The organism is Pseudomonas sp. RA_35y_Pfl2_P32 (assembly GCF_963970735.1).
Classification (GTDB): Bacteria; Pseudomonadota; Gammaproteobacteria; order Pseudomonadales; family Pseudomonadaceae; genus Aquipseudomonas.
The window spans coordinates 91410-118208 of sequence record NZ_CAXAQF010000003.1; the positions used below are offsets into that span (position 1 = coordinate 91410).

Sequence of the window (26799 nt, forward strand, 5' to 3'; positions counted from 1 at the left end):
AAGGATAGACCTGAGCAGGCACTGTAGCCTCTTTTGTCACAGGCAAGAAGCCACAGTGGCTCGACTGACACCCGGTTGTCGACCAGGCTCGCGTTCAAGTGGCTGTCAACGTGATTTAAAGGCAGTGTTCTTGGCCGGTGCGGGGATGGGCAGCAGGAAGACCAGCAGCGATCCGACCACCAACAGAGCGGCGGCGTACCCAATACCGGCGGTGAAGCTTTGAGTCAGGTCCCTGAGCCAACCCACCACCAGCGGGTTCAGTGCTGAGCCGATGTTGCCCACGGCGTTGATTATGGCAATGCCAATGGCGCGCGCCTTGAAGCTCAAGGCATGGTCCGGCGTGGTCCAGAAGATCGACATGGCGGTGTAGGAGCCAGTGGCGGCCATGCACACGCCCAACAGCTGTCCCAGAGAGTCACCGGCATAGGCTGCGAATATCCAGCCGGCGGCGGCCAGCAGCATGGGCAGTACTAGATGCCATTTGCGTTCCTGGGTACGATCCGAGTGCAGTCCCCAGATAATCATGCCGATGATGGTGCATATCTGCGGAATGGTAGCCAGAAAGCCGATGGTGCTATTACTGCTGTCGGCGGCACTGATACTCTTGATAATCAGCGGGGTCCAGACGGCGATCATGGCCAAGGTGTTGACCAGGCAGAAATACACCAGACTGAACAGCAGTACGGTGGGCGAGAGCATTTCGCGCATCAGACTTACGGTTTTTTCCTGTGCAGCGTTGCCTGGTGAAGAGATGTCTGCAGCCAGTGCTTGCTGCAGGTGATATTTTTCTTCGGTGTCCAGCCAACGCGCCTGATAAGGCTTGTCGTTCAGGTAGTAGAACACCGCAAAGCCCATGATCACCGAGGGCATGCCTTCGAGCAGAAACAGCCACTGCCATCCGTGCATGCCCCATGTACCATTCAGACTCAGTATCTGCCCCGAGATGGCCGAACCGAATCCAGCCGTAAAGGGCATGGCAACCATGAACATGGCATTGGCTCGTGCGCGGTAGGCGGTTGGGAACCAGAAGGTCAGATACAGCAGAATGCCGGGTAGGAAGCCAGCTTCGGTAATGCCGACCAGAGCCCGGAGCAGGTACAAGCTGTTGGCATCTGTAGCGAACAGAGTGGCTGTCGAGGCCAGACCCCAGGCGATCATTAAGCTTCCGATCCATTTGCGCGCGCCCACCCTTGCCAGGACAATATTGCTGGGAATGCCGCAGGCGATATATGCGATGTAGAACACCGTTGTGGCTATGCCGAACTGTGTGCTAGTAAGCCCTAGATCGCCCATCATGGTCAGGCCGGCAAAGCCGATATTGATGCGATCGAGAAAGGACAGAACAAAGCACAGGAACAGGAACCAAATCAGGCGTCTGAATACCTTGCGCATAACCTTTTGCTGGGCGCTGGCGGTTTCGGTCGTTGTAATATGTGCAGAACTCTGATGCATTTCAGCTCCTGATTATTATTAGGTAGAGCCTTACCAGTCGCTGCGCCAGCGCTGGCCATCTATGCTGGTACAGCGGCATGAGCGTTGTTGGCAGGCCGCATTGCGCGGTCTGCTCAGGTTGCCGTTACAGGTCTTGTAGTGCCGACTGGGTCAGCTCGGTAAATGTATGCGCATTACCGATTGTCTGGGCACTTAGGAGCGCAAGCTTGACTAGGAAAAGCTCAGCCTTGGCCGGAGTGACCTGATCCAAAGTATCAGCCAGCACGTCGTAAATCAGTTCTAAATCTTGTACGGTCAGTGCATTCATTGCTGTTCCTCTCAGTTCTTACCCAAGGCGATTTCGATGGCGGTGTGCAGTTGTTCGGCCGACAAATGTTGCCACCGGGCACAAATGTGTTGGTCGGGACGAACCAGGTAGGCTCCGTTTTGGGTGATACCGTATTTGCTGCCAATATGGCCGGAGGTGTCTTCGATCACTTGGTCTGCACCACTGACGCTAGTCTGTGCGTTTCGCGCAACTGCGATGATTTGGAATGGCACGCCGCTGCTGCGAATGGCCTGTGCCTCTGCCTGTAGATCGCCCGGAATGAAAGTGCTGTCGGTGAAGTAGAGTAGATAGAAGCAAGCGCCGAGATGGTCGAACAGGTAGTCGTTTTCGGCCAGTTTGATATTGAACAACGGTGCGCCATTGCGTGGCCCGGCCTTGAAACGGTCGTTGTCGTCAGTCTGGCTGTTGAGCACTGATTCTGCGTAGTCGTGCGGCCGCGAGGTGCGCCAGTGGTAAAGCGGACGGACGAACTCCTGAGTCAGTGATAACGACAGAACGGCATCACGCACTAGGCGGTGGCCGGGCGTCGGCGGAGCCATAAAACGCGTGCTCTTGCCGGCCTCGCTGATGATTTCCCGCACTGCGCTGACCCGTTCTTCAGTGTAAGAGTCGAGTAGCTTCGGCCCTGCCAGCCCTTTGATGGTTAAGGCCAGTTTCCACACCAGATCGTGGCAGTCCTGGAAACCGGTGTTGGCTCCGCGCACACCAAAAATCGGGAGCAGGTGCGCGGCGTCCCCCGTAAATATGACTCGCTGGTGGATGTATTCCGGCAGGGTAAGGGCGCGGGCCGAGTACACCGAGCTCCAGTCCATTTCCCATTTTGGATCTTTGACGCCCAGCATCTCCAGCTGAGCGTTGATGCGCTCGCGCAACGATTCAGGTTGTAGCGCTTGCTCGGGGGTTTCATTTTCTGGTAGTTGGTAGTCGATGCGCCAGATATTGCCGGGCTCGCGGTGCATCAACACGGTATTACCGGGGTTCCAGACCGGGTCGAAATAGGCCAGGCGTTCGGTGGGTAGGCCTAGATCGATCTTAATATCGGCAATTACAAAACGCCCCTCATAGGACGCACCCTCAAGTTTCAGATCGAGTAGCGAGCGAATCGCTGAGCGTGCGCCGTCGGCAGCCACTACCCAGTCAGCGTCCAGGTGGTAGCTGCCGGTCGGGGTATCAATCTCCAGTCGGGCGAAATCAGCTTGCTGTTCCAGCGCTGTGACGCGGTTGCCCCAGCGGATTTCCACCAATGGGTTGGCCTCTGCGGCCTCAGCGAGGAATTGCTCTAGGTACGGCTGTTGAAGGTTGGTCATTGGCGCGTAGCGATCATCCGGATCCTGCGGTGTTTCCATACGAAACACCAATTGGTTGCGGTAGAACGAATTACCGCAACTCCATGGCAGTCCCATTTCACTGACACGCTTGGCCACACCCACCTGTTGGAGAATTTCCATCGAGCGGCGAGTGAAAACAATCGCTCGGCTTCCTTCGCTGACTTGCAGTTCTGACTCCAGTACCACGCAGGGGATGCCATAGCGGGCCAGATCCAGTGCAGTCGTCAGGCCAATCGGTCCTGCGCCCACCACCACCACTGGCTTTCGCTGGATGTGCGGGGATCCAACGCTGTCCGTGTAAGCGGGGAAGACTTGATAGTTGTAATAGATCGAGCGTCGTGGCTCGTTATGGGGACGATGCATGGCAATGCGCTTCCAGTTTATTTTTGTTTGAGCCCAAGACCCTTGGATGTGTAAATAACTTTACGCGAGATGACATCCAACGGATGTCCCCTTAACGGGACAACTGAATCCGCTTTGACGGTTAACGGAATGGCTATGAGTTGTCGACGTCGAAATGGGTAACCACAGCCTGCGCCGCGGCTTGGCCGTCAGCACATATCGGGCCGGCACGGATTTTCTCGAGATCAAGCGCCAGAGCGGCTGGCGGGATGACAGCATCGTGTACGGTTATATCGAGGAGGCTGAACTGTTTGAAGATAACCTGATCAGTTCGCTGTTACGGAGGAAGCGATAGGTCTTCATTCTAAATGTGATCGCTGGCGCGCTCGGTCACACATGAGCCTGTTAGCGCGGCAATTTCAGGTTGTAAAAAAATAAGGAAAAATCATTTACTTAAAGCACAAAAATCATAACGTTTTTCGTGTTTTCGGCATCGCTCCGAGTTGCGCTTGAGTTTTGCGGAGAGCGTCGAGGGGAACTCACTCAATTGATAATTACTGATGATGGGCAGCCAATCGCCATTCAAAGCATCGAAGCTAATCCAACTGAAAAAAGTAGCTGCTTGTACAGCGCAGTGTGTTCTATCAGATGGCGGGTGCCGGGCTGGACCCCACAAATCAGATCGGGCCGCTGATCAATGCGATGATTTGAGCCAAGCGGTGGTGCTGGCGAATGACACCGTCTATGGTCTGGTGGTCAATGTCTAGAGTGAAAACATCAGCCGCGTGCACCAAGTCATTCCGCGCCTGAAAAACAGCAAGTAGGCAGTCAATACCGAAGGCTTCCCGCACCCGGTACTGCCGGAGGGTGGTACCAAACAATCCGGGATCGATCGTGATATGAGGTGTGAAAGCCTGTCGGGTTATCTGGAAACCAAGAGCATGTTGATCAAGGTCTACGGATAGAGGCTGCGCTGGTCTTGCTTTCCGGGCATTGCTACATCCCCCCCTGATTCAGCAAAACACCTTGCTGTACGCTGTCGAAATAGCGCGTGAACAACTCGTTCTGGCAAGAAATACGCAGTTTGGCATAGGCGCGTTTGCGGTGGGTAGTCACAGTATGGATCGAGATACCCAACTGCAGGCTGATGCCCGATGCGGTATAACCTAATGCAATCGAGGCACAGATATCGGCTTCACGCTTCGTCAATTTACCGGGATCGAGCAGAAGCAGTTCACGCAGTTCGATGCGCATACGTTCGCGGCGCTCAGGGCACAGCTTGCTAGCTTTGGTGCGGGCTGGCGCACTGTATTCGCGCATCTGGGTGATTTCAGCGTGCTTGCCTAATGCGCTCATCAGCAGGCTGCTCAACTGTTCCACATGCTGGATGTCTTTGCTATCGAAATCCTGTTGGTCGGCATTGCGAAAAAAACTGCAGTAAAGCATCTGGTCGTCGATGCAGGAAATCACCGCCACTTCATGGCGAACCGAGGCTTCATCGTAAAAGCGGCGGCGGTAAGCTTTGTCCAGAATGCGTACAGGGGCGATGGAGTAGACGGTCTGGTGGCCATTTTTTAAGCGGGTTGTAGGCCAGTTTGAATCCTGGCGAAAGCCGCCTTCACTGTATTCTTGAGCCAAGCGTCGGATAATGATGTGTGATTCCGGTTGGCTGCCTTCGGCAATCATGCATTCCGGAAGACCCAACGCGTTAATCCGGAAAACCGAACAGCGGTCGATGTTCAACCAGTCACAGCACAGGTCGTAGAACGTCCTGGTGAAGCGGCTGTTGCCAATACTGCCGACCAGCTCCGCGATCTCGTTCGCATTGCAATTCATGGAGCACTTCCTGCTTCGAGGCCTTGCCGGTTCAGGCAACCCTGCTTTGTTGTTGGAGTCAGTTTCAAACCGATAGCACTGCAAGCGTTCACATGCCATCTTTTTTACTCTTCCGCCAGGCTGCCGCCAAGCGAAAACAGATAGGCGTATCCCCACCGCACCTGCGCTAATTCCGTCGGAGTTTGTGCGCAAAAGCCCCTGAATAGCCTAGGCATGGCCTCTGTCACACTAGCTCCACACGGGACACTGCTTGTCCCCCTTCAAGGGGATGCCGGGTGAAGCGGGGCGGCGTACTGTACCTGTAAGGGGGGCAAGTGAGACCCTTTGAGACTTCGAAAAATCAACGGTGGTTCAGCTGCAGCTGACCACGATTGTTCGCAGTTTCTGAATGAAGACATTAATGATCTGAACCTGCCCGGGATATATCGCAGCTGCAACCGGACGAGTGAATATTACAAAAACAAACCCAGAACCATAAATCTCCATTCCTTTTATCGCAAAGAGGCGATGATGAACGCAAATATCCCTACCTCGAGTGCCGCAACTAAGGGCGGCCTAAGACAAGGTGCGCTAGGCTCTTTGGCCATTACCTTCTTCGTGGTGTCTGCGGCCGGTCCTCTAGTGGCCATGGCAGGCGGTGTGCCGGTGACCATGCTGTTTGGCAACGGTAGTGGCATTCCGACACTCTTCCTCATCGCCACTTTGATTCTGCTGACCTTCTCCGTCGGCTATACCGCAATGGCCAAGCACGTACGAAATGCGGGCGCCTTTTATGCTTTCTCCGGTCGCGGCCTGGGCAAAACCGCAGCGGGTGCGGCGGGCATGATTGCCCTGTTGTCCTACAACGCTATGCAGATTGGCCTTTACGGCTTGTTCGGCACTGCCGCCAAAGGCTTGGTCGAGCCGATGATTGCGGTAACCTTGCCTTGGTGGTTCTACTCGGTGGTAGCCATGGCCGTGATCGCTTGGGCGGGCTATCGCCAGGTCGACCTGTCGGCGAAGATTCTCGGTTTGCTGGTGGCTGGTGAGTATCTGGTGGTCATGTTGCTGGACTGCGGGATCATGGCTTCGGGTGGCGACGCTGGCATGACGATGCGTCCGTTCTCGTATGAGGTTGCCAGCAGCGGCGCACCCATTACCGGCCTGTTGCTGTGCTTTGCCGCTTTTATCGGTTTTGAAGCCACCACTATTTACAGCGAAGAGGCCCGCGACCCGGGCAAAACTATTCCGCGGGCAACTTACCTGTCAGTACTGTTGATGGGCCTGTTCTATACCGTATCAACCTGGGCACTGGTAAACGGTATCGGTATCGATAAGGTCATGCCTCTGCTCACCAGCGGCGACCCGACTACCGTGCTGTTCGATCAGGCCGCTCACTACATTGGTGCGGGCATGGTTCTGCCAATGCAAGTTCTATTTGTGACCAGTACCTTCGCCAGTCTGCTGGCCTTCCACAACGCAGTGTCCCGCTACTTTTTCGCAATGGGGCGTGAAGGTTTGCTGCCCAAGGGGCTGGGCGTTGCCCACGAGCATTTCGCTAGTCCACACCGTGGCTCAGTGACCCAAACCGTTGTGGCTGCTGTGCTGCTTGCCATTTTCACCATCGGTGGAGTTGATCCGGTACTGGTCATGTTCACCCTCAATTCCGCTGTAGCGACCCTGGGCATCATCGTGCTGATGGCCATGACAGCTCTGGCTACGCTGTTCTTCTTCAAGCGTCACCCAGAGCTCAAGCCAGGCCTGTTTACCACCTTGTGTTCGCTGGTGGCGTTGGCAGGCTTGGGCGGTATCGCCGGGCTGGCAGTGTACCACTTCGACATGCTCACCGGTGGCAGCAGCGCCATCACCCCGATCTTGCCGCTGCTGGTTTTGGCTGCTGCTGTGATTGGCGCGCTCATGGCCAACCGCCAGAGCGCATCGGCTGACACCATCCCTGATTACGTTTGATAAACGCGGCTTTCCATACTCTCGAAAGAGTCAATCCTCAAGGGTATGGAAGGCAGCATCGGGATGGTGAAAGATGAATTAAAGTTATTCCCGCAGCGGCGGGCATGAAGGTCGTATTGAGCGATGTTGAGCAGTCTGCGCTCGAGGCAACGACGCGTTTACTTCGCGCCGCCGGTGCCGATGTGCATTCTGTACTGTGCGATGTTTCGAAAGCGGATCAAGTTGAAGAGCTGGCGCGGCAGACGCTGCGCAAATATGGGGCGGTGCATGTGCTGTGCAATAACGCTGGTGTCGGCGTCCGCGCCGGTCCCAGCTGGGTCAATAGCCTTAACGACTGGAACTGGATCCTGGGTGTGAATCTGATGGGGGGCGTCCATGGGCTCCGCTCGTTCTTACCGATCATGATCGAGCAGGGCGCTGAGGCGCACATCGTCAATACAGCTTCGACCGCAGGGCTGATATCTGATGACAACACGTTGTATGGCGTGTCGAAGTCTGCAGTGGTGGCGTTGTCTGAAGGGGTATATTGGGAGCTTCGGCATGGTCGTTACAAACCGAAGATATCGTTGTTGTGTCCAGGTTGCGTGGACACCAACATTCTCGCGTCACAGCGCAATCGTCCGGTCGATCTGGCGAGCGATTCGCCGACGACCACCGACCCTGCTGCGCGGGTCGTGCACGATTGGTACGCAGAGCAACTGAAGCAGGGCCTGACCCCGCGTATGGTTGGCAAGCAAGTGCTCGCTGCGATTCGCGACGAGCACTTTTACATCATGACCCACGGGGAGGATTATCATCCCTACATAGAGCGGCGGATGAAAGATATCTTGAGCGCAAGCACCCCGACGTTCTTGCCGCCGCGTGGTCTCGCCTCGCTGATGCAGAAGCTGAATGCGCTCGGTACACGCTGAATTTGCTTCATTCTGTTTCGCGATTGACCATCCACGACTGTTGACGCCGATGCCGAATTGCCCCACGTGCCGACGCAAGACTGACCCATCTTCAAATCGGCACAAATCCAGGACAGGTATTGGTTCGCGAGGAATCAGACTGGGTCAGTGACATCTCGGTAACTGGGTCAATTCGGCGTCGGCACCAACAATCACAACCTCTGTTTCCGTTCCGGCGCTTCCTGCGGAAGCTGCCTCTAAACCCGTTCTTCAGGTCTGTAGGTGTAGGCAAGAGACCATTCGAAAAGTTAGCCGCTGGTCGAAAAGCAATACTTCAGCCAGGGTGTGGGCTGAAGTGTGGGCTGGCAGGTTTTTCCAAAAACCAGAAACGACAAAGCCCTGAAAAATCAGGGCTTTGTCGTATAAAGATGGCGGAGGCGATGACATCTCTTATTGTGTCTCAAGTCCCTCCATCCTGGCCTATCAAGATATCAATGAGCTTGTCGCTCAACAGGTTCCAAGCTTCTTTTCTTTCTGCGGCATAATCATGGTGTAAGTAGTGACGGCGGACCCGCCTGCCAGCTCGTGGTTCTGGCACCGGTCTATCACATCAAGGCTTACCCCCGAGGCTTGCATCATGGTTGCACCGGCTCGTCTCAAGTCATGAGGTGTTCATTCCCCATTCAAACCACCAGGCAGTACCAGGGTGTCATCATGTCGGCGACGTGCTAGCGGCTTGCGATTTTTGAAACGTGATTGGGGTCCCCAACCTGTTTGCTGACGACCTTGAGATCGGCATGCCAATTATGATGCTTTGGGGGGAAACACCATTGAGAGAGTCCTGTGAGCTGACGAAGTTTGCTGAAATAGTGGGTTGCAAACGCAGATAGGAACACGTGGTAGTGGCCGAATTGCACAAGGGTTGTCCCCGTGAGCTAGAGGCACAGCCCTAATTGTAGTGGTCTAATGAGGCTGCTCGAGACTGAGGGTACACATAGAGATAGAAAAATTTACGAACTAAAAATTTCCCTTTATTTTCAATAACAAAGGGAAAGGTTCGATTCCGGCTTCGGAAATGGGGTCGAAACGATGATGAACAACACTGGAGTTCAAGCGTGGGCTCAGGACATTATCAGCAGCGGCGACGTGCTCAGGCGTTCGCTTCAGAACGTCCTGTCGGGCAGTGGTTGCGATCAGGCGCAAGCACACGCCGCGGGTCTGGATACCGCCCAATGGACAATCAGGAAAACTGCGGAGATTTCAGGTGCGCTGCCGGGCTTCCTCGAAGGGCATTTATCCGAGGCACTTGACGCAGCGCCCAGGACCGATGATGACCTGGTATCGATACGGGACGCGTTAGGCAAGCTCTTGCCCCACGTCACCTGGATAAACCGCCAAGCTTGGGCCGACCAGGACAGCGCTTTCGTGGAACGCCATCGCCACGGGATGATCGCCGGCCCCGGAGGGTTATTCGAATGCTCCAGCTTGACCTTGGGACTGGCAATCATGATGCCTGCGACCTGCTACCCCTATCACCAACATCCCCCCGCCGAGTTCTATCTGGTTCTTTCGCCAGGCGACTGGTATCGGCAGGACGTGGGCTGGTGGAGTTCGGAATCAGGAGGTTTGGTTTTCAACCCCCCATCCTGTGTCCATGCAATGAAGTCGACGGATGTTCCACTTCTGGCACTGTGGGGCTGATGCATTAGCGCCTCGTTATAAGAGTACAGACGCTTGCCGTCCGATTGGCTGTGGACTTCTGATTCTGCCGTCGTATCATCAATCTGTCGTTACTCGCGTAGCGTTTTGCCGCAACTGATCTAGGTAGTTAGCCCATTGTTGGGTGGCCTCTCGGCGTTGCGCCAGCAATTGAGCCCGTGCATACACTGCCCCGAGCGCACCTGGCATTCGGTGGGATAACGACAGTTCAAGCACGATAGGATCTATACCCAAATGCTCGTGGGCAATGGTCCGGTAGGTGGCGCGAAAGCCGTGGGATGTGATGTCGTACTCCGGCCAGATGCGCTGAAAGGACTTGAGCATGGAGGTCGGGTTTATGGGACGTCCCGGATAGACCGGCGAGACGAACACCCAGCCTTTGCCTTCTTCATCCACCACGCGGGTTTTATGTAGCTCGCGTAACAGAACCAAGGCTTGCTCAGGCAACGGCACGATGTGTTTGCTCTTGTCCAGATGCTTGGTCTTGCTCACCACATAACGCCAATCGGCGCCCACCAAGTCGACATCTTCCCAGCGCATCTGCACCAGTTCGCCTGGGCGGACCGGCAACATAACCAGCAGGCGCATTGCGGCGGCAACGCTGCCGTCGTTGCAGTCATCCAGACGCAGGAGAAACCTGCCTAGGTCGGCCGGCCTTTCGATCGCTGGGTTGCTGGTCACGACATGGCGGATCTTCAACTCCTCAATGTTGCTGAGCGCCACATTGCGTTCCACCCACCCGCGCCCCTCGGCAAAGCCCAGGACGGCACGGATGATGGTACGCACGCGCCGGGCCATGGCCATGGTGCGCTGGCGGCGCAACTCGGTAATGATTGTGGTGATGTGCTCCAGCTTGATCTCGCTGACCGGTTTTTTACCAATCGCGGGCAAGATGTGGTTGTTCAGCGCTCCGTTAAACCCCGAGATGGATTTGGTCACCAGTTCGGCAGACTTGAATGCCAACCATTGCTTGGCTACGTATTCGAAGGTGCGCACCTCGTTGAGCAGGTGTGCTTCGATCTTGGCGGTCTTGGCCTTGAGCGGTGCAGTGTGGTTAGCCACGTCGCGGCGTGCGCCACGGGCAATGTCGCGCGCCTCCTTGAGACCAATGTCGGGGTAAGCGCCGATGGAGAAGCGGTTTTCCTTGCCATGCAGCCGATACTTCAATCGCCAAACCTTGGAAGGGGATTTGCCGACCTTGCTCGACGCCCTCACCTCCAAGTAGAGACCAGGGACTTCGCCGTCGGCGTGCTTGCCGGGTTCGGTCAGCGAGCGGATCAAGGCATCGCTGAGTTTTCGTTTGAAAACGACCGCATTATCTGGGGGCATCGGTGGGGGCATCCTTTTTAAGGAACCGAAATTTGCCCCCAATTATGCCCCCATGAGTCCTGGAATCGATTGGATTTAGACAGACGGCAATGGACTTAAATTACCAATAACCTCTTGTTATAAAACAGTTTTATGGAATTTACTGGAACTCCATTACAGGCTATCGGGGTCCCCAAAAAACATCTGAATCCGCGACCGCAACCAACGCTCCCCCGGATCATTGTCCTGGGACCCACGCCAGGCCATGTGCAGCTCGAAGGTGCGGGTCGGCAGCGGTGGGTTTTCGGCGCGCAGGCCGCCGCCGGCGGTCAGGGCTTCGGCGGTGTAGTCCGGTACGGTGGCGAGGATGTCGGTGCCGGCCAGCAGGGTGCCGAGGCCATTGAACTGCGGCACGGCGAGTACTACGTGGCGTTTGCGACCTTGTTTCTCCAACTCTTCATCGACGAAGCCGCTCAGGTCGCCGGCAAACGACACCAGCGCATGGGGGCGGGCGCAGAAGTCGTCCAGGCTCAGGGGGCCGGGCACGGTGTCGGCGCGTAGCAGCTTGGGCTGGCTGCGGCGCAGCACTTTGCGCTTGGCATTGGCCGGCAGGTCGGTGGTGTAGCTGACGCCAATGGAGATCTCCCCCGAGGCCAGCAGGTTGGGCATCAACAGGTAGTTGACCCGGCGTACCACCAGCACAATGCCCGGTGCCTCGGCGCGCAGGCGCTTGAGCAGCATGGGCAGCAGGGCAAACTCGACGTCATCCGACAGGCCGATGCGAAACACCGTGGTGCTGGTGGCGGGGTCGAATTCGGCGGCGCGGCTGACAGCTGTCGAGATCGAGTCCAGGGCCGGGGAGAGCAGGGCGAAGATTTCCACCGCGCGCGCGGAGGGTTCCATGCTGCGTCCGGTGCGCACGAACAGCGGGTCGTCGAACAACCCCCGCAGGCGCGAGAGGGCCGCGCTGATGGCCGGCTGGCCAAGGAACAGCTTCTCGGCGGCACGGGTTACGCTGCGTTCGTGCATCAGGGTTTCAAACACGATCAACAGGTTCAGGTCGACACGACGCAGGTCATTACGATTCATCTGGAGTCCTGGCAGAGTCAGCAAACTTGACGAGAGCGGTCATTTGAGAACAATGACCGGCATGAATCTTACGGGGAAAGGCTGTTACTCTGCACCGAGTAATTCATTTTTCCCACAATGCTGGTTCGATTTTCTAGATGGATTGACGGATTGCCGCCGCTGCGGAATCAATGACAGGCATGTCGACTATTAATAGCCACTGATGGTCTTGGCTACAAAGCCCGGATAAAGTTCATGGCATTAGAGGTTTCTTTGACGAGGTTTGCGATGTCCCGCACGATCCGTTTTCACAAATTTGGTCCAGCCGAGGTGCTCAAATGCGAAGAGCATGCGGCGGCCCTGCCTGCACCCGGTGAAGTACAGGTGCGTGTCGAGGCGATAGGCGTCAGTTGGTATGACATCCTCTGGCGGCAGAACCTGGCGTCCTCCCATGCACGACTGCCCTCCGGGCTGGGGCATGAGATGGCGGGCGTGGTCACGGCCCTGGGTGAAGGCGTGGATGATCTGGCGGTGGGCGACAAGGTAGCCAGCTTCCCAGCTGAAAGCCCCAATGACTACCCGGTGTACGGCGAGCAGATCGTGCTGCCGCGTTCGGCGCTGACCCGTTATCCCGACGTCCTGAGTCCGATCGAGGCGGCGGTGCATTACACGCCCCTGCTGATCGCCTATTTTGCCTACGCCGATCTGGCTCGGGTCAAACCCGGGCAGTTTGCCCTGGTGACCGACGCCAGCCACTGCGCCGGCCCGTCCTTTGTGCAACTGGGCAAGGCCCTGGGTGTGCGGGTGATTGCCGCGACCAAGACGGCCGAAGAACGTGAGTACCTGCTGTCGCTGGGTGCCGAGAAGGTGATTGTCACGGAAGAGCAGGACCTGCTCATGCAGATCAACAAGCTCACCGACAACCGCGGCGTGGACGTGGTGTTCGACGGCCTGGGTGGCCCACAGATGTCGCTGCTTGGCGACGTGCTGGCGCCCCGGGGCAGCCTGGTGCTGTATGGCCTGCAAGGCGGCAACCAGACGCCATTCCCGGCTTGTGCGGCGTTCCAGAAGAACATTCAGTTTTTCGTGCACTGCATCGGCAACTTCACCGGTAAGCCGGAGCTGGGGATCATCCAGGACCAGGCCGCGCTGCAACGGGCCCTGCGCGAGATCAACCAATTGACCGCCGACCGCGTGTTGCTGCCGCTCAAGACCCGGGTCTTCCCGTTTGCCCAGTTCGTCGAGGCGCACCGCTACATGGACGAGTGTCCGTGTCGCGAGCGGGTGGCGATTCTGGTCGAGCCCACCTGAGGTCCACCCGAGGTCAGCACCACACAAACAGCCCGCGAAAGCGGGCTGTTGCGTTATGGGCCCTGGTAAACACCGCGGCCGCCCCCCTGATAAACAAGCTGTTCAGCAACTGAACTGGTTTTTGTCTGTGATCTGTATCTTCTAATCAATAACCAAGCCCTGATAATTGAATGATCACTTTCATCTCAAGGAATGAGTCATGGCTGAGCCTTTTGTTTTAGTGGGGGCTATTAACGGTACCGGGTGGAGCGCGTGTTGCTCATCCACGCCGGGTGTGGGTATTGGGCAAGTAATGCAGTTAAAGACTAGTTGCCGAATTTTTGCCGAGTTATGGCTTCTTGGTTTTGCGTGCTCATTATCTGTGGGAAGTTGTCGGAATTGTCCTAGGCCTTTCCTTGCGGGCCTGAAAGCCCTGGTTTCAGGCGTCTGCAGGCGAACTTTCCGTCGTGCCAATGCTGTTCAGGCAATAGTGTCAAATGGTTGCTGGAGTCAAAATGCTAGCATCTGAACACCGATAATTACGACACGCATTAATCAACCAACATCGATCGCCGCCACAGCGGTTGAGCCATGTTCTTTTGATACCGACTTATTGAATATCAGGTAAATAACGATGAGCGCCATGCATGATTCAGCGATGAACAATGTCTATCACCAAGTATTGACGCGTCTGCTGAGTTTCTTCTCCCGGGCAGAGCGCACAGCACTGCAACTTCTCATCCAGCGTTTACTGGTAGCGGCCGGTGGCCCAGAAAGAATGGAGCATTTCAAGGTGCTGTTGGCCCACTCCGGCACCCAGGACAGCTGTTACTCGCTGGCGTTGCTGCGTGCCGCGCAGTTGAGCATCGCCGCCCGGTCGCCAGCGACCTTCCACCTACGGGTGGCAACCCTGCGCATGGGCACGACGACACCGGCGATCATGGACAGCATTCACCGCAGCTATGCAGCGCTGTTTGTCTACGACGACCCGCGCGTCGAGGTGTTGATGGTCGATAACCGTGAGGTATTGCCCTTCAGTCATTTATCGGCGTTGTCCGACGCCGGCCGGGAGTGGAATCGCTACAGCCTGTTATTGCTCGGCCATTTGCGTGACCCCGCAAGCCCCTATGAAGCCTGTGATGACGGCTACCTGGCCACCGGCGAGTTCTATGGGCAGATGAGCCGCTGGCAGGGCGGTGTCGATGCCCTGGTGGGCGGGGCGACGGCGCGCCAGCAGCGGCAGTTCCTGGCCGGGCTGGCGCGGGCAGCCCAGCGTGCCCGATTGCCAGCGTTGGCGGAGCCGGCACTGAGCATGGATGGACTACTGAGCAGCCTCGAGCACCTGGACAACGATTGCTACCGCGAGCTGTACGCCGAGCAAAAAACCGTGGCCTGGCGACCCCAGGCGGGTTTTGACGCGCGGCGCGGGACCACCTTTATCGATATCCAGGACCTGGTGACGGGCAACGCGCCAGAGCGCTGGTTGCTGCTCAACGAGTTCTTCGGCCTGCAGGCGGAGGAGGCAGAGGTTTCCCTGCGGGAAAACGACTACGCCAGCGCGCTGCTGTCGGCCCATTGCCGTGGTTTGCAGGCGAGCTACCTGGAGGGCCAGCCCTATGAACGCGGCGTTGCCCAGTACGTGCAGCGCGGGTTGTTGCTCATGCGCAAAAGAGGCGTACCGGAGCCTGTTTGCCAGGAGGTCTCGGCGCTCTACGACAATCCCCTGGCATTGGCCGAACAGCGCACCGCGGCCAATGCCGAACTCCAGCAGAGTCTGGGCTTGTGCGAAACCCAAGTGGTGTGCCTGTTGTTTGCGCCTTTTGTCGGCCAGGGCGCGGGACTGGAGAGATTTCTGCGGCGCTGCCATCCCGGGATGCTGGTGGCGATGGGCGACCTGCACAAAGCCCTGCAGGGCGAAGCCGCACCGGAGCAGGTCATGCACTGGATGGTGGATGTCAGCGGCCTGCCGATCAACCTGATGCGGGCACTGTACCGCCGCAGTCCTGTGCGGGAGGCTGGTGCTCCGGCCTCCAATAGCGGGGCCTTGGTGCACGCGCTCAATGCACTGTCAGCGCGACCTTGAAGGAGCCCGGTTTGACTGATTTGAACAACATGGGCCGCGGCAATGGCGGCCAGGCGTGTTTGCCGCGGGCGCGGCCCCTTGCTGCGATTGGCCTGCGTCCATGAAAGAGCAGAGAGAGAACGACTTTGCCTACCAGGCCGTGTACCGCTACCTGACCTGCCTGATCAATGACATGGAGACCGAGGCGCCGATCAAGCTGCCATCCCTGCGGCAACTGGCCGAGCGCCTGAGCGTGTCGATCTCGACCATCCAGTACGCCTATTCGCTGCTGGAGAAGGAAGGGCGGGTGTACTCGGTGGCCAAGTCCGGTTACTACGCGTTGCCGGTGTCGCTGAACGCGGCGTTCTGCGGCGGCAATGACCTGCTGGAAACCCTCTATGTGAGTGCCAGGCGTCCGGGCATGCTGGTGATGAGCACCGATGAACCGGCCCTGCTGCAATCGCTGGACAGTCCGTTGCTGCTGCTGGAGCGCGAACTGGTGCGCCAGTACCCGCGCCAACAGCAACCGCACTCCCAACCCTGCGGCGAACTGGAGCTGCGCACCGCGCTGGCGGCGCGCTACACCACGTCGCCTATCCGTTGCTGGCACGCCGATGATGTCTACATTGGTGCCGATTTGCGCGGCGTGCTGGAGATCCTGATCGCGGTGCTGGCACTCAAGGGCGCCACCGTACTGGTGGAGTCGCCCTGTGACTGGGTGATTCTGCGCCTGTTGCAGGCGGCCGGGGTCCGGGTGATCGAGCTGCCTATCGGCGAGGATGGTTCGCTTGACCCGCAATGGCTGGCACACCTGCTGGCGACCGAAACGGTGCGCCTGGTGCTGCTGTCCTCGGGCGTCAGCATGCCCAGGGGCAGCCTGATGCCGGCGGATAACCGTCAGGGTATCGCCCACCTGTTGCAGGAACACGGCTGCTGGGTCCTGGAGAATGATGTCTACGGCGAGCTCGGGCACGAGCCGAACGAGCTGCGCTTTCGCGACCTGCTCGACCCCGATCGCTTGATTGTGTTTTCGACCTTCGAAAAACTCATGGGGCCCGAGGCGCCTTATGGCTACCTGCTGTCGCGCCCGCTCAGCACTGAGCTGCAGCGGACCTTTTTACTGCGCTCCTTCCGGCTGTCGCCGATCCGCCAGAAAGCCATTGCCCGGCTGTACAGCAGCGGTCGCATCGACCAGCACCTGCAGGTATTGCGCCGCCTGCTCACGGAGCGCAAGGCCCGCATGGTGCACGTGCTCGAGGAGCGTCTGGGCGATGCGCTGGACTTTGTCCAGCCGGCGGGTGGCGCGACCCTCTGGGCCCGCTTGCTGCGCCCGGTGGACATGCGCCGGGTGTTCCAGCGCATGCTCAAACAGAGCGTGGTGATTGCCCCGGGTGAACTGTTCAGCCTGCACGGCCTGCACTCGCAGCACGTGCGGCTCAGTCATGCGTTCAATGGCCAGCACGATCTGGACTCGACCATGGCGATGCTCGGCGATGCCCTGAGGCTGGAGTTGATAGAGTGATCAAGGGGCAAATTATCCTGGCCGACCGCGGATAGATGTCGTCGCTCTATGGTCAAACTGCCAGTAAACTGCCTCCCTATTCCTGAACCACTCTTTTTCAGAGGTTTTGCATGACACTCAGTCCTTTTGCGGGCAAGCCGGCACCAGCACAGCTTCTGGTCGATATCCCGCGACTGGTAACCGCCTATTACACCGGGCGGCCCGATGCCTCGGTGGCCACCCAGCGCGTTGCGTTCGGTACCTCCGGGCACCGTGGCAGCTCGTTCGAGCTGAGTTTCAACGAATGGCACGTCCTGGCGATCAGCCAGGCGATCTGCCTGTATCGCCAGGCCCAGGGCATCGACGGCCCGTTGTTCGTCGGTATCGACACCCACGCGCTGTCGACGCCGGCCGGTGCCAGTGCCCTGGAAGTGCTGGCGGCCAACGGTGTGACCGTGATGATCGCCGCCGGTGACGAATACACCCCGACCCCGGCCATTTCCCACGCCATCCTGTGCTACAACCGCGGCCGTACCTCGGGCCTGGCGGACGGCATCGTCATCACGCCGTCCCACAACCCGCCGCAAAGCGGTGGCTACAAGTACAACCCCACCAACGGTGGCCCGGCCGATACCCACATCACCAAGTGGATCGAAGCCAAGGCCAACGAACTGCTGGCCAACCAGTTGGCCGGGGTCAAGCGCATCAGCTACGAGCAGGCGCTCAAGGCCAGCACCACCCATCGCCATGACTACCTCAATACCTATGTCGCCGACCTGGTCAATGTGATCGACTTCGACGTGATCCGTGGCGCCAACCTGCGCCTGGGTGTCGATCCACTGGGCGGCGCCGGCGTGCGCTACTGGTCGGCCATCGCCGATCACTACCGCTTGAACCTTGAGGTGGTGAACACCGAGGTCGACCCGACGTTCCGCTTCATGTCGGTGGACTGGGATGGGCAGATTCGCATGGACCCGTCTTCCAGCCACGCCATGCAGGGCCTGATTGGCCTCAAGGAGCGGTTCGACGTGGCGTTTGCCTGCGACCCGGACCATGATCGCCACGGAACCGTCACCCCCTCCGGTGGTTTGCTGGCGCCGAACAACTACCTGGCAGTGGCCATCGACTACGTGTTCCAGAACCGTCCGTTGTGGCGTGCCGATGCGGGGGTGGGTAAAACCGTGGTCAGCAGCGGCCTGATCGACCGCGTGGCCAAGCGCCTGGGCCGGCGCCTGTACGAAGTGCCAGTGGGCTTCAAATGGTTCGCGGACGGGCTGTTCGATGGCTCCCTGGGCTTTGGTGGCGAAGAGAGCGCGGGGGCTTCGTTCCTGCGCAAGGATGGCGGTGTCTGGAGCACCGACAAGGACGGCCTGATCCCGGCGCTGCTGGCTGCGGAGATGACGGCCCGCACGGGCCGCGATCCGAGCCAGGCCTACCGGGCCCTGACCGATGAACTGGGCGAGCCCTTTGCCGTACGCGTCGACGCCAAGGCCAGCCCCGAGCAGAAAGCCCTGCTGGGCAAACTGGCGCCGGAGCAGGTCAAGTCGACCCAACTGGCGGGTGAAGCGATCCAGTCCATCCTCAGCAAGGCGCCGGGCAACGACCAGGCCATCGGCGGCTTGAAAGTCATGACCGAAAACGGCTGGTTCGCCGCCCGTCCTTCGGGCACCGAAGACATCTACAAGATCTATGCCGAGAGCTTCATTGGCGACGATCACCTCAAGCAACTGGTGCAAGAGGCCCAGACCCTGGTGGATGGCGCGATCAGCGTCTGAACCCCTGCTCCCACGGTGAATCTGGCTGCCCGCAAATCTTGCGTACGGCCACCGAACCTGTGGGAGCGGGCCGGGCGGCGTTCCGCTTGCCTGGGATGGCGGTGTGTCAGGCACTATCGATGTTGAATGGACTGGACCCATCGCGGGCAAGCCCGCTCCCACAGGGGAAATTCATCCATCAGTAAAAAAGCAGGCCGGCCGGTCGGCCGCCTCGCCCGCCCTTACCACTCAGGCCGACCGGCAGGTCGCCGTGCTCTTGCTCTTGATCCACCCGCCCCATCGGCAGGCTGAGCGAAGGTACCCCGAGCCCTAGCGAGGGGCCGTACGTCAGGGGTAGAGCGCTTTGGTTACTTTGGCGCTTTACCAAAGTGACCCGCCGTAAGGGCGGAACCATTAGCCGCCTTCACCGCAGCAACGGATATACCCACAAAACCAGAATCAAAAGATCGCAACCTTCGGCAGCCCCCATAGGGCCCAACCGCGAAGCCTGCAACGGGCCTCAGCGGCGCAGGTACGAGCCGAAATCGATGTCCCCGGCACTCAGGATCGCCTGCACCCGGTTATGCACGTTGAGCTTGCGCAGGATGGCCGAGACGTGGGCCTTGACCGTGGTCTCGGCGATTTCCAGGGTGTAGGCAATCTGCTTGTTCGACTCGCCCTTGGTCATCCGCTCAAGCACCAGCAGCTGTTTGCGGGTCAGGGCCTGGAGCAGTTCCGGCGGGAAGCTGGGGGTGTCGTTCATGCGCCGCGGGCTGCTGCTTTTTTGCGTGCGGATGATATCGGGCGGCAGGTACACGTTGCCGTTGAGAATCTGCTCAATGGCTTCGGTCATCTGTGCCCTGGGCGAGGACTTGGTGATGAAACCCACCGCGCCATAGGTGATGGCTTGCAGGACGATCTGCTTGTCCTGTTCGGCAGAGACGATCACCACCGGGATGGTCGGCGCTTCGTTGCGCAGGTTGATCAGGCCGTTGAGACCGTGCATGCCAGGCATGTTCAGGTCCAGCAGGATCAGGTCCAGGTCGTCGTGGGCCTGGGTCAGGGCCAGGGCGCTGTCCAGGTCGGCGGTTTCCATCACCTCGCTGCCGGGAAAACCATCGCTGATGACGTTATGAATGGCTTCGCGGAACAGTGGGTGATCGTCGGCAATCAGAATTTTGTACATAGCCTTTCACCTCGTTATTTTGATTATGGTGTGGCAACAACACGCAAGGGTGCAACGTCAGGGAAAGGGCTCCGGTTGGGCCAGGGTCACGGGCAGGTTCGCCGCCAGCCAGGCATCCAGGCCGTCGCGGTACCAGTACACCGACTGATAGCCCAGGGCCGTGGCGCGTTTTACTGCGTTCCAGCTCAGCCAGCAATCGGAGCGGCAGTAAAACACCAGCGCACGCCGGGTATCGCCGGCAGTCAGTGTGTGCAGGTTACGCGCAAAGTAGGCCTGCCAGGCAGGCGTCAGATCACCGTCACCGGTATTGGCCAGCCAGTGGCTACCGGGCAGGTTCTCGTGGGGTTGGTCTTCAATGAAGCGCTCATGCAGCCATTGCCGGCGGTAGACGTCGATCAACAGCGGGCGCGGTGTCTGGTCGAGCAGGGTTTGCAGGCTGGCGGTATCGACGATTCTCGCGCCCGGCGCCTGATCGGGCGTCGGGCTGCGGTACAGGCTGATGCGGTAGCCCTCGGCAGAAAACAGCGGACTGTCGGCATGGGCCACGCTCAGCAGCAGGCACAGCGACAGAGCGGTGAGAGGAGGGCGCAACAGGCGACGGCAGGCACGCAGCATAGCGGTTCAGTCCTTATCGTTATGAACCTATTACATGCCAGTCGTGGTGCCTTGGGAATGCGACGATAGACAGGAAAACCAGTACCAAAGTAGTAGTTTTGTGCCTTTACCGGGCAATACCGGCTAACCCGCCTTGCGCAACGCCGCATGCTGCGGATTGAACGTCAACACCGCCAGCAGGCCGAACACCAGCGTCAGCCCGGCGCACACCGCCAATGCCAGGGGGTTGAACCGCTCATACAGGGCAAACCGCACCAGCTCCACCGCATGGCTGAACGGATTGACCGCACACAACCAGTACAGCCACTCGCTGGAGTCGCGCATTTTCCACAGCGGATACAGCGCCGATGACAGGAAAAACAGCGGGAAAATCACGAAGTTCATCACCCCGGCGAAGTTCTCCAGCTGGCGAATGCCATTGGACAGCAGCAACCCCAGGGCGCTGAGCATCACGGCCACCAGCAACAGCGCCGGCAGGGCCAGCACCAGGCCCGCCACGGGAGGGCGCACCCCGTACAGCCAGGCAATCGCCAGGAAGGCATACACCTGCAACAGGGAAACCAGGGCGGTCGCCAGCAACTTACTGCACAGCAGAAAGGTCCGCGGCAGGGGGCTGGTGAGCAGCACGCGCATGCTGCCCATTTCCCGGTCGTAGACCATCGACAGCGAACCCTGCATGCCGTTGAACAGCAGGATCATGCAGGCCAGGCCGGGGATGATGTAGACCTCGTAGGGGATGTAGGTGTCGTAGGGCTCGATGATCGCGATGCCCAGCGCCGCCCGGAAGCCGGCGGCGAACACCAGCAGCCACAGCAGCGGCCGCACCAGGGCACTGAGAAAACGCGTGCGCTGCAACACAAACCGCAGCCATTCGCGCAGCACGATGCCGCGCAAGCATTGCCAGTAGGCGTTCATCGGGTGGCTCCCACGGTGGTCAGGCGGTTGAAGGCGGTGCCGAGGTCGCCGCCATGTTCCAGGCTCAAGTCCGCGGCCTGCCCGCTGGCCACCAGGCGGCCCTGATGGAGAATCAGCAGGTCGTCGCTGGGCGCTACCTCGTCCAGCAGGTGGGTGGTCCACAGCACGCTCAACTGCTGCTCGCGGCACAGGCTGCGCAGGTGCTGGTTGAGGGCCAGGCGGCTGGCCGGGTCAAGGCCGACGCTGGCTTCGTCGAGCAGCAACAGGTGCGGCTCGTGCAGTAAGGCCCGGGCGATCTCTACCCGGCGGCGGTGCCCACCGTTGAGTTCGCGCACCCGTTCGCCGCGGCGCTCGGTCAGGCTCTGGCGCGCCAGTTCGGTGTCCACCCGCTGCTCGCTCTCACGCCGTGACAGGCCATGCAGGGCGGCGTGGTAACGCAGGTTCTGTTCGACGCTGAGGTCCAGGTCCAGGGTGCTTTGCTGAAACACCACGCCCAATTGCTTGAGCGCCGGGCGCGGGTGGGTGCGCAATGAATGACCGCCGACCCGGATCTCGCCGCGCTGCAGGTCATAGAGCCGGGTGAGCAGGGCGATCAGGGTCGATTTGCCCGCGCCGTTGGGCCCCAGCAACGCGGCAAAACGCCCCGGGGCCAGGCTGAAACCGACCTGGTTCAGCGCCTGACGGGCACCGTAGGCAAAGCTCAGGTCGCTGACGTCCAGGGCGTTCATGGCGTGACCACCACGCCCCAGGGGTACCGCCCGACCTTCACCGACTTGATCACCTTGAGGCGGTCGACATCGATCACCGAGACATCGCCGCTGACGCCGTTGGTGGCCAGCAACTGCTTTTGATCCGGGGTGAACGCCATCTGCCAGACGCGCCGTCCCACCAGCAGGTAGTCGAGGATTTCAAAGGTCTTGGCGTCGATCACCGCCACATGGTTGGCCGGGCCCAGGGCGACAAACCCGTACTTGCCGTCGGCGCTGAGCTTGACCCCCACCGGCTGGACCTTGTCCGGGTGCACGCCCTTGATCTGGAAGTTCAGGGTCTTGAGTACCTTGCGGCTGGCCACCTCGAGAATGGTCACGGTGCCGCCGATTTCCGCCGAGGCCCAGAGCTGCTGGCCGTCTGGGGAAAACTCGACAACCCGCGGGCGCTGGTCCACCAGGGTGCTGTCGGCCAGGGTCTGGGTGCTGGTGTCGATCCAGTGCAGCATGTTGGTGGTTTCGCTGGTGTTCACCGCCCACTTGCCGTCGGGGCTGACGGCCATGCCTTCGGGTTCGACACCGACGCTGATCTGCCCGAGCACCTTGGCGGTCTCGGTGTCGATCACCGTTACCAGCGCATCGTCCTCATTGGACACGTACAGCCAGCGGTTGTTGGGATGCAGGGCGAACTGCTCGGGGTCCTTGCCGGAGGGCAGTTCCTTGATGATCGTGCGGGTCGCCACGTCCATCACCTGGACCCGGTCCGAATCACTGGCGCAGATGTACAGCAGCGTGTTGTCGTGGGACAGCAGCAGGCCACGGGGGCGCTGGCCGACGGGCAGGGTGTCGGTGACTTGCAGGGTCTGCAGGTCGATCAGGCTCAGGCTGTTGTCCTTCTCGTTGGAGACCCAGGCGGTGCTGGCCGCGGCGTGCCCGGCGGCGAGCAACAGGGCGCATGAGAGCAGGGTGCGGCGCATGGCGGATACCTTCTTGTTGTTGTGGGGTGGGCAATTTCAGGGAAAGCGGCAACTGACTTCAGGCTTGTCGTAACCCAGGCTGTCCATTTCGTTGAAGGGGTGCAGGAAGCCATCCTGGGGCGAGGTGCTGACCAGCGCCCGGGGTTGCACGATGGGGATGGGCTGGCGCAACTGGCCGTTCCAGGGGCGATAGCTGAGCTTGCGGCCCTTGAAACCGTCCAGCGGCAGTTGGTCGCTGAGTTCCAATCCGCGGATGGCCATGGGGTCGGCGTTGCGCAATTTGCTCACCGCACTGGCGATGCTGCGCACGGCCATCCAGGCGGCGAAATCGCGGTCGTTCATCCAGCGCCGGGCCAGGGCCTCGAAGCGTTTTTGCAACTGTGCGGCGCCGTAGGTTTCCACGGTCTTGTGCCAGCCCACCGGGGTCAGGCCCTGGGTGCCGGCGACCGGGCGTGGGTACCAGGTCTGGTAGGGCACGTACTCGCCGAAATCGCCGCGCTCGTCGGCCACCAGCACCACGTCATACTCGGCGGTCTGGGTGAACAGCGGCATCTCGGCCTGGGCGCTGCGGCGCTGGTCGTTGTCGAAACGCCAGGCTTTTTCTGCCACCAGTTGCAGGCCAAAGCGCTTGGCGGCGCGCCGCAGGGCGGCGGCATAGGCCTGGTCGTCGGCGGTCGGGCCGACGATCAGCAAGGCCCGTTGCCATTTGCGCTGCACCAGGAACTGCCCCAGGGCATCGGCGAGCATCGCCCGGCTTGGCAGGCTGTGCAGCACGTTGGGCAGGCATTCGGTGCTGCGCAGGCTGTCATCCGGGCTCCCGGCATTGAACAGCAGGCTGTCGGGCAGCGCCGCGCTCAGTTGGCGCAGGCTGGACGCCGGGGCGTTGACCACGAACAGCCGCAACCCTTGCTCATGCTGGGCCTTGGCGGCGTCCAGCAGGGCTTGCGGGGTGTCCACGCTGGCGCTTTGCAAGTGGTAGCTGTGGTTGAGGAAGCGCCCGGTGCTGTTGCTGTCGGCGATTGCCAGTTCGGCTCCGCGCAGGCCGGCGTCCGTCGGTTCGGCAATCACGTTGGACAACAGCGGGCCCGGGTCGGGGCGATAGCCCAGGTAGCCGATCTGCACCGGCAACGCTGGGTCCGCCGCCTGGCTTTGGGTCGCCACGCCGGCGGCGCAAGCAATCGCCAGCAGGTAGATCAGGGCGTAGGGGGCAAGCTGGCGCATAGGGCACTCCGTTCCAGGTAGCGCCAGCATAGGAAGCCCACGAGCAGGGGGAAATATGCAGAAAGTACCAGGGAGCCAGTACCAAGGTAGTAACTGCACCAGGGCGGCGTGGTTTTAGCATGGGCAATCACGGTCATTTCAGTGGAGGCGATTGACCATGCGAATTCTCAAGGCGCTGCTCCTGCCGTTGCTGCTGATCCTGAGCATGATCGGCGTCGACCGCCTGCACGGTCCGCAACCGGTCGCAGCGCGGGTCATGCCCGCCCTACCGGGGCGCTAGGCATGTCGGCCCTGTGGCGGATCAACCTGTGGGTCTGCGGTTTTTTTGCCCTGGTGACCCTGGGGTGCATGGGGCTGCTGTTGCATCAGGCGCTGGCGGATGTCGAGCGGGAACTGCAGTCGGCAGAGGCGGTGGTCGAATACTTGAGCGAAAGCGCGGCGCGCGACCCGGTCAGCCTGCAGCCCCGGCTGACCGAGGGCCTGCGTCATGTGCGGGTGCGCTGGTTGCAGCCGGGGGAAGCGGCACAGGCCCCGGTGCAGGCGGGAATGGATGCCTGGCTTGCGCGCCTGCTGTTTGCCGAACGCCTGCACAGCCCCCGGCTCCTGGACCTGCGGGACGGCCAGCGGGTGCAAATAGCCCTGGATCCGCGGGACGAACTCGACGAAGTCTGGGACTCGGTGCAGCAACTGCTCGGCCTGTGCGCCCTGGCATTGTTCGTCAGCCTGTTGAGTATTCGTTGGGCGGTGCGCTGTGGCATGGGCCTGCTTGATGAACTGCTGCGGGCCATGCAGCAGGTGTGCGCCGGGCAGCTCAAGGTCCGCCTGCGCGGCGAAGGCTTGCCGGAAGCGCGCCAACTGGCCCAGCAGTTCAACCGCATGACCGAGGCACTGGAGCAGGCCCACGCCGACAATGCCCAGTTGACCCGCACTCTGTTGGCCGTGCAGGAGCAGGAGCGCACTCATTTGGCCCAGACCCTGCACGACGATCTTGGCCAGTACCTGGCGGGGATTCGCGCCCAGGCTTGCCTGCTGCGCCTGGTGGCGAACCAGCCACAGACCATCGAACGCACTGTGCGCGAGCTGGAGCACAACTGTGAACACCTGCAACAGGGGTTTCGCGCCCTGGTCCACGATCTCTATCCGGTCGTCCTGCAGCACCTGCCACTGAGCGAGGCCGTGGGCTTGCTGGTGCAGCAGTGGCAGGCCCGGCAGGGCATCGAATGCCGGTTGCGGGTCAGCGCCGATCTGCCGGCACTGTCCGGCCCCCACCAGACCCATCTTTATCGCCTGCTGCAGGAAGCCCTGACCAACATTGCCCGGCACGCGGGCGCCAGTCAGGTGCGGGTGCGCTTGCACCATTGCGGCGGGCGAATGCGGGTGCTGGTGCGCGATAACGGTCGGGGTGCCCAGCAACCGCAGCGGCCGGGGGTGGGCCTGTATTCGATGTTCGAACGGGCCCGCTGCCTGGGCGGCGAACTGCGCATCATCAGCCATCCCGGCGCCGGTTGGGCGCTGGCCTTGAGCATGCCTTTGGAGGTGTCATGAATATTCTGCTGGTCGATGACCATGCGGTGGTCCGCCAGGGCTACGCCAGCCTGCTGCGGGTGTTGTTGCCGGCGATCGAAGTGCGCGAAGCGGCCACCGGCGAGGAGGCGTTGAGTCGGGTCCAGGAGGTGCTGCCGAACCTGGTGATCATGGATTTTGGCCTGCCGGGCATCAGCGGCCTGGAAACCACCCGTCGCCTGCGCCAGCGCTTGCCGCAACTGCGGGTGCTGTTTTTCAGCATGCACGATGAATTGCCACTGGTGCGTCAGGCTCTGGACGCCGGAGCCTCGGGCTACCTGACCAAAAGCTCGGCGCCTGAGGTGTTGATCGAGGCGGTGCGACGGATTCTCGCCGGCCACGCCTATATCGAACAGCCCCTGGCCACCCAGTTGGCGTGCCACCCGCAACAGGACGCCAGCGATCCGCGCCTGCAGAGCATGACCCAGCGTGAACTGGAGATCTTCGTGATGCTCGCCAAAGGCACCCCGGCGCGGGTGATAGCCGAGCAGTTGAGCATCAGCAGCAAGACCGTTTCCAACCACCTGACGTTGCTCAAGAGCAAGCTGCAGGTCAGTTCCCATGCCGAACTGGTGCATTTGGGGATTGATATGGGGGTGGTGCGGGTGGCGAGCTGATCTTTTACTCTTGGCTTTTTTTGGGGGGGTATATCCGTTGCTGCGGTGATGGCGGCTTAGGGTTCCGCCCTTACGGCGGGTCACTTTGGAAAAGCCCCAAAGTAACCAAAGGTCTTTGCCCCTGACGTTCGGCCCCTCGCCAAGGCTCGGGGTTCCTTCGCTACGGTGCCCAT

Annotated in this window: 24 protein-coding genes and 1 pseudogene; 11 read left to right on the forward strand and 14 right to left on the reverse strand. The window is 60.1% G+C overall.

Annotation, left to right across the window (positions count from 1 at the left end; translation table 11 throughout):
• Nucleotides 1-105 precede the first annotated feature (105 nt).
• The 3 genes from AACY45_RS04015 to AACY45_RS04025 all read right to left on the reverse strand — a co-directional run bounded on the left by AACY45_RS04015 (nucleotide 106) and on the right by AACY45_RS04025 (nucleotide 3471).
• Nucleotides 106-1452, reverse strand: coding sequence for an MFS transporter (locus AACY45_RS04015; RefSeq protein WP_339544256.1), 1347 nt, complete (start codon nucleotides 1450-1452; stop codon nucleotides 106-108).
• A gap of 124 nt (nucleotides 1453-1576) precedes the next feature.
• Nucleotides 1577-1759 (reverse strand): DUF2783 domain-containing protein, encoded by a 183-nt coding sequence (locus tag AACY45_RS04020; protein WP_339544257.1) that lies wholly within the window; start codon nucleotides 1757-1759, stop codon nucleotides 1577-1579.
• Between the two features lie 11 nt (nucleotides 1760-1770).
• Nucleotides 1771-3471: an FAD-dependent monooxygenase gene (locus AACY45_RS04025; RefSeq protein ID WP_339544258.1), complete on the reverse strand. Its 1701-nt coding sequence runs from the start codon at nucleotides 3469-3471 to the stop codon at nucleotides 1771-1773.
• Between the two features lie 154 nt (nucleotides 3472-3625).
• Between AACY45_RS04025 and AACY45_RS04030 the strand changes: the two genes are divergently transcribed.
• Entirely contained in the window at nucleotides 3626-3805 is a 180-nt protein-coding gene (locus tag AACY45_RS04030) for a hypothetical protein (RefSeq protein WP_339544259.1), read from the forward strand.
• 322 nt (nucleotides 3806-4127) lie between these two features.
• Here AACY45_RS04030 and AACY45_RS04035 read toward each other — a convergent pair whose 3' ends face one another.
• Both AACY45_RS04035 and AACY45_RS04040 read right to left on the reverse strand, forming a co-directional pair.
• Nucleotides 4128-4331 (reverse strand): hypothetical protein, encoded by a 204-nt coding sequence (locus AACY45_RS04035; RefSeq protein ID WP_339544260.1) that lies wholly within the window; start codon nucleotides 4329-4331, stop codon nucleotides 4128-4130.
• A 115-nt stretch (nucleotides 4332-4446) separates the two neighbouring features.
• A complete protein-coding gene (locus tag AACY45_RS04040; RefSeq protein ID WP_339544261.1) occupies nucleotides 4447-5286 on the reverse strand; it encodes a helix-turn-helix transcriptional regulator in 840 nt (279 codons plus the stop codon).
• A 324-nt stretch (nucleotides 5287-5610) separates the two neighbouring features.
• Here AACY45_RS04040 and AACY45_RS04045 point away from each other — a divergent pair, with 324 nt between their 5' ends.
• Both AACY45_RS04045 and AACY45_RS04050 read left to right on the forward strand, forming a co-directional pair.
• On the forward strand, nucleotides 5611-7233 hold the full coding sequence (locus AACY45_RS04045; protein WP_339544262.1) for an APC family permease: 1623 nt from the start codon (nucleotides 5611-5613) through the stop codon (nucleotides 7231-7233).
• A 104-nt stretch (nucleotides 7234-7337) separates the two neighbouring features.
• Nucleotides 7338-8144 carry an SDR family NAD(P)-dependent oxidoreductase gene (locus AACY45_RS04050; RefSeq protein WP_339544263.1) on the forward strand — a complete coding sequence of 269 codons (807 nt, stop codon included), beginning with the start codon at nucleotides 7338-7340 and terminating at the stop codon, nucleotides 8142-8144.
• A 439-nt stretch (nucleotides 8145-8583) separates the two neighbouring features.
• Here AACY45_RS04050 and AACY45_RS04055 read toward each other — a convergent pair.
• Nucleotides 8584-9025, reverse strand: a pseudogene (locus tag AACY45_RS04055) (tyrosine-type recombinase/integrase); the annotation flags it as partial.
• A gap of 187 nt (nucleotides 9026-9212) precedes the next feature.
• Here AACY45_RS04055 and AACY45_RS04060 point away from each other — a divergent pair.
• On the forward strand, nucleotides 9213-9824 hold the full coding sequence (locus AACY45_RS04060; protein WP_339544264.1) for a dimethylsulfonioproprionate lyase family protein: 612 nt from the start codon (nucleotides 9213-9215) through the stop codon (nucleotides 9822-9824).
• A 78-nt stretch (nucleotides 9825-9902) separates the two neighbouring features.
• Here AACY45_RS04060 and AACY45_RS04065 read toward each other — a convergent pair whose 3' ends face one another.
• Both AACY45_RS04065 and AACY45_RS04070 read right to left on the reverse strand, forming a co-directional pair.
• Nucleotides 9903-11171, reverse strand: coding sequence for a tyrosine-type recombinase/integrase (locus AACY45_RS04065; RefSeq protein ID WP_339544427.1), 1269 nt, complete (start codon nucleotides 11169-11171; stop codon nucleotides 9903-9905).
• 153 nt (nucleotides 11172-11324) lie between these two features.
• Complete coding sequence (locus AACY45_RS04070; protein WP_339544265.1) at nucleotides 11325-12239, reverse strand: LysR substrate-binding domain-containing protein; 915 nt, start codon at nucleotides 12237-12239, stop codon at nucleotides 11325-11327.
• A 267-nt stretch (nucleotides 12240-12506) separates the two neighbouring features.
• On the opposite strand from AACY45_RS04070, the gene AACY45_RS04075 reads away from it, so the two are divergent.
• The 4 genes from AACY45_RS04075 to pgm all read left to right on the forward strand — a co-directional run bounded on the left by AACY45_RS04075 (nucleotide 12507) and on the right by pgm (nucleotide 18846).
• Nucleotides 12507-13529, forward strand: coding sequence for a zinc-dependent alcohol dehydrogenase family protein (locus AACY45_RS04075; RefSeq protein WP_339544266.1), 1023 nt, complete (start codon nucleotides 12507-12509; stop codon nucleotides 13527-13529).
• 622 nt (nucleotides 13530-14151) lie between these two features.
• Entirely contained in the window at nucleotides 14152-15591 is a 1440-nt protein-coding gene (locus tag AACY45_RS04080) for a hypothetical protein (protein ID WP_339544267.1), read from the forward strand.
• Between the two features lie 100 nt (nucleotides 15592-15691).
• Entirely contained in the window at nucleotides 15692-17092 is a 1401-nt protein-coding gene (locus AACY45_RS04085; protein WP_339544268.1) for an aminotransferase-like domain-containing protein, read from the forward strand.
• Between the two features lie 110 nt (nucleotides 17093-17202).
• The gene (gene pgm, locus AACY45_RS04090) at nucleotides 17203-18846 is read left to right on the forward strand and encodes a phosphoglucomutase (alpha-D-glucose-1,6-bisphosphate-dependent) (RefSeq protein WP_339544269.1); all 1644 of its coding nucleotides are present in this window, start codon (nucleotides 17203-17205) and stop codon (nucleotides 18844-18846) included.
• Nucleotides 18847-19345: 499 nt separating this feature from the next.
• On the opposite strand, the gene AACY45_RS04095 is transcribed toward pgm, so the two are convergent.
• From AACY45_RS04095 to AACY45_RS04120, 6 genes are all read right to left on the reverse strand, one after another.
• Complete coding sequence (locus AACY45_RS04095) at nucleotides 19346-20011, reverse strand: response regulator transcription factor (RefSeq protein ID WP_339544270.1); 666 nt, start codon at nucleotides 20009-20011, stop codon at nucleotides 19346-19348.
• A gap of 57 nt (nucleotides 20012-20068) precedes the next feature.
• A complete protein-coding gene (locus tag AACY45_RS04100) occupies nucleotides 20069-20626 on the reverse strand; it encodes a PQQ-dependent catabolism-associated CXXCW motif protein (protein WP_339544271.1) in 558 nt (185 codons plus the stop codon).
• Between the two features lie 123 nt (nucleotides 20627-20749).
• Nucleotides 20750-21541: an ABC transporter permease gene (locus AACY45_RS04105; protein ID WP_339544272.1), complete on the reverse strand. Its 792-nt coding sequence runs from the start codon at nucleotides 21539-21541 to the stop codon at nucleotides 20750-20752.
• On the reverse strand, nucleotides 21538-22269 hold the full coding sequence (locus AACY45_RS04110; protein ID WP_339544273.1) for an ABC transporter ATP-binding protein: 732 nt from the start codon (nucleotides 22267-22269) through the stop codon (nucleotides 21538-21540). Before AACY45_RS04110 ends, AACY45_RS04105 begins: the two co-directional genes overlap by 4 nt.
• Nucleotides 22266-23225, reverse strand: a complete 960-nt coding sequence (locus AACY45_RS04115) for a YVTN family beta-propeller repeat protein (protein ID WP_339544274.1) — start codon at nucleotides 23223-23225, stop codon at nucleotides 22266-22268. Before AACY45_RS04115 ends, AACY45_RS04110 begins: the two co-directional genes overlap by 4 nt.
• Nucleotides 23226-23261: 36 nt before the next feature.
• Nucleotides 23262-24446 carry an ABC transporter substrate-binding protein gene (locus tag AACY45_RS04120; protein ID WP_339544275.1) on the reverse strand — a complete coding sequence of 395 codons (1185 nt, stop codon included), beginning with the start codon at nucleotides 24444-24446 and terminating at the stop codon, nucleotides 23262-23264.
• Between the two features lie 157 nt (nucleotides 24447-24603).
• Between AACY45_RS04120 and AACY45_RS04125 the strand changes: the two genes are divergently transcribed.
• Genes AACY45_RS04125 through AACY45_RS04135 form a run of 3 tightly spaced genes read left to right on the forward strand, consistent with a single transcriptional unit; the run spans nucleotide 24604 to nucleotide 26626 of the window.
• On the forward strand, nucleotides 24604-24726 hold the full coding sequence (locus AACY45_RS04125; RefSeq protein WP_256585469.1) for a hypothetical protein: 123 nt from the start codon (nucleotides 24604-24606) through the stop codon (nucleotides 24724-24726).
• Nucleotides 24727-24728: 2 nt separating this feature from the next.
• Nucleotides 24729-25991, forward strand: a complete 1263-nt coding sequence (locus AACY45_RS04130; RefSeq protein WP_339544276.1) for a sensor histidine kinase — start codon at nucleotides 24729-24731, stop codon at nucleotides 25989-25991.
• Entirely contained in the window at nucleotides 25988-26626 is a 639-nt protein-coding gene (locus AACY45_RS04135) for a response regulator transcription factor (RefSeq protein WP_339544277.1), read from the forward strand. Before AACY45_RS04130 ends, AACY45_RS04135 begins: the two co-directional genes overlap by 4 nt.
• Nucleotides 26627-26799: the final 173 nt, after the last annotated feature.